General features: G+C 47.4%; 2 protein-coding genes. One reads left to right on the top strand and one right to left on the bottom strand.

Annotation, left to right across the window (positions count from 1 at the left end; translation table 11 throughout):
• Positions 1-348: 348 nt before the first annotated feature.
• Positions 349-519: a hypothetical protein gene (locus tag ABJQ89_RS02415; protein WP_348494679.1), complete on the bottom strand. Its 171-nt coding sequence runs from the start codon at positions 517-519 to the stop codon at positions 349-351.
• 136 nt (positions 520-655) lie between these two features.
• On the opposite strand from ABJQ89_RS02415, the gene ABJQ89_RS02420 reads away from it, so the two are divergent.
• A partial coding sequence (locus ABJQ89_RS02420; RefSeq protein WP_348494680.1) for a hypothetical protein occupies positions 656-3313 on the top strand: 2658 nt, incomplete at its 3' end.

Raw genomic sequence — 3313 nt, forward strand, 5'->3', positions numbered from 1 at the left:
TGAATTGGTGGGTTCTTGATGCTACTGAAAAATTCCATTCGTCATGAATGAAATTTCATTTATGACGAATGGAACTATCTGATAAATATAGATAAAATTTAAAAATCACTATTGAACACCTTGCCCACTACGGCTAGCATCAAGTTAGCTTGCGCTAACTCGCAATGCTATCCTCGGGTTTCAGTCCCGGTTAACGCCTTATGGGGTTCTCTGATGAAGACATCTTATCGCATGGTGCGCAGCCATGTTCCAATCTTTTGGGTGCAGCACCCAGTGCGCAGTTTTCGACACTCACGGCTTGATCCTGTTCATCCTCATGCGTCGCTTCAAGTTGCAGTTCGTCCAAGCTCAATTGTCCTCGACGATTTGCACATCACCTTCGTCGTCCTCGTAAAGATAATTTTCCAGCGACTGGTTGATAACATCGCCAAGGTTTTGTCCCGTTTGAAGGGCAAATATCCTAGCCTCAGTAATCAGTTCTTTGTCAATGTTACGGACCGTGTGTCGAGTGGTTTGCATGCTAGTTCCTTCGATAGCTCATCATGTATATTTAGGGTGACGGAGCATTCAGGTAGCGCAAATCCAACTTGGCTGACTCGTTCCAGCTTCTACTCCCATAAATACCTTCCGAACCAAATAGGGAAGGCAGACAAGCATGCCAATTGAGACCAGTATGCAGAAATCAATTAGTGATCTTAATCTGAGCAACAAGCATAAATCTCAGCTTGAACGCGCATCCCAGCGGCGCAGCAATATCTTCATGGATCGATACATTCTTCCGACGATTAGTGGGTTTCTCAGCAACGATCTGAACGGCATGCCACATCTGTTTGCCAAGGAATCTGGTGCATTTGCACACCAAGATATGCTTGACTTTGGTTTAGAAACACATCCCGTTACTGGTCGCATACCTTATCAGTTTACGCTGTTCACCAACCCGCTCGATAATGCAAAATATGATCAACGAAGTGCTGTGCCAGGAAAGCGTTCAGGATGGACACCTCCATCAGAGAGGGTCGTAAACGCTGGCTGGTGTGTGTTCACGTTTGAATTTGATGGAGGGTCTATCGAAGACCTTGAAATGCAGTTGGATTGGTTCGCAGGCAAACCTGAAAATTGCCCGTTCCATGCTGTTCATAAAGCCCTGAGCGCCTTTCCTGACTATAGAGGTTACTGCGCTGTCTTTAGTGGCAACAAGAGTATTCACATTCACATAATCTTCGCCACCAATCACCTGAGCAAGCATGTTCCAACTGGAAAGAACACGAAGTCCAAAGAGATTTGGCAAGGTGACCTTCCTGATAGATTTCTTGGTGAAGTGCACCGACAAGCTTGGACGACCATTGCCGAGATGATCAATCTGAACCTGGAAACTGACGTTCAGTTCGACACATTTCTGCGGAACTATGTTCAGAAGCGTCGACTACCATGGGGTATTCGCCAATTTAAAAAACGATCTGACCTCCACGGATTCAACGTAGGCGATGAAATTGAGCAGATCGTTGTTCAAGAGAACGTCCTAACTAGGTCGCCAAAGCAGTCTGGTGGCACTCCACTCATTTCGGCTGAGGGCTTTAACTCACTTGCTACGGCTGAACGCACGGCAAGTCGAAAGCCCAGTCCGTCATACATTGCTACTGATCAGCAGCCTCGCGTCCTGGATGACTTCCGAATGTATTTGATGAGCAACGGATGGGCCGAGTACCCTAAACCAGCGACATTGCATCATGACGGTTCCTTCAACGTCGTTCACTTTTTCAATGATGAGCAGGACTGCAATCCCTCAACTTTTGTGAGAGGAGATAACCGTATGCTCGTTGGTGGCGGCAAAGCAGCACCGGCCCTTGGAGTCTTCTTACCAAACGATCTTTCCCTGGATGACACGCTCAGTTTACTCGCTCCGAACCAGCTAAAGCGAATTGAAGGAACCTCTGCTCGGAAATCTCGCAAAAAAGCACTTGCGAGTGTCCGCTTCAAAGAAGATGCGACAGACCTTAAACAAGCACGTGCGGTTCTGGCTCCAATTCTCGACAACGTTGCCCGGTTACCCGGAACAACAATGGTCCAGGCGCTGGAAGGGATAGGTAAGACGTATTTTCTTATGTCTGTAGCGACTGAAGTGAATTGGGATCAGGATGCTGAAAGATATAGACAAGCAGGGCTTAATAGAACCGAATTCTCTCCTGCCAAAGGCTTTGTTGCTTTAGCCTGTAAAAGCTATGCTCAATGTTATTCGAAAGCCAATGAGTTCGCACGACTGCCCTCTGGGCCGAGCAATATTGTCCTGATCAAGTCGATGTCCCGAATCTACGAAGACGCCTTAAAAGGCTTTGCCAATGAAAGTGAAATTACTCGGCAAAGAGCCGGAGAATTGGGGTATCCCCATTTGCTTCATGCAATCAAAGGTGAACAGCCGGACATATTCAAAACGATGACTGAGATCAGAGATGCGATGTGGCCACAGATCAATGGGGTTGCTCAATTCGATCCATGTGCGTTTGTTGTGCTGGTACACCCGGTCTTACAAAATTGGCCTCATTCACTATATGCGAAAGCCTTCCTGCACCCCGATTTCCCTAATGATCTCGATCCAGACGCTATTTCAAAGTGCGCGGCACAAATGACTATGAAACGGGTTATCTACGATGAGGTCGAATGGCAGGACCTCGTTTCCCTGTACCCCCTGTGGATGGTGCAACTTGCCAAAGATGCTGAAACGCAATGCCAATCCCAGGCCAAAGAAGAATGGGAGGAAGCGCCTCTATCTGATCGCGTCTCCGCGTTTAAAAGATCGATGGCAAATGCGGGTTCCCCAGACATGTCATACGATACTTGCGACGCTATCATCAGGGCAGGTCTCACCGAGGCTGACAGATACAGTATTGATGCCAGTCGCTTCCCTTTCGGGAAAGGAACCAATGAGAACAACATCTATGCACAATGTGATGGTAAAGAATACTATGTCAAAGAACGTCGCTGGTGGAAAAGCCTCAACTGCCCGGTGGTCATTCTAACAACAGAAGACCTGCCTAGATTGGTGGCGAAAGGCATCAATAGTGTCCAGCCCAATATGCCTTCAACGCCAAGAGAAATCATCACAATATTCAATCTAACTGATGCTCCCCATCTAATTCATGAAACCGTACAACTTCGCTTTGACGAGCGAGTTAGGATGCCACGCTCAGACGATAAACCATCGGTAATCAACATGGCAGATGATTTGCTCGCTGGTGATGTCGGCTACATCATTTCTAACGGCGTCCCTAGAGATGATCCCCGTTTTGACGGTAAGGTGTCTTCGCACAAAGATGCC

The sequence above is a fragment of the Planktotalea sp. genome (assembly GCF_039984035.1).
Classification (GTDB): domain Bacteria; phylum Pseudomonadota; class Alphaproteobacteria; order Rhodobacterales; family Rhodobacteraceae; genus Planktotalea.

Excerpts from the sequence above, each read along its gene's own strand:
- ABJQ89_RS02415 (WP_348494679.1), bottom strand. The coding sequence starts at position 519 with ATGCAAACCACTCGACACACGGTCCGTAACATTGACAAAGAACTGATT.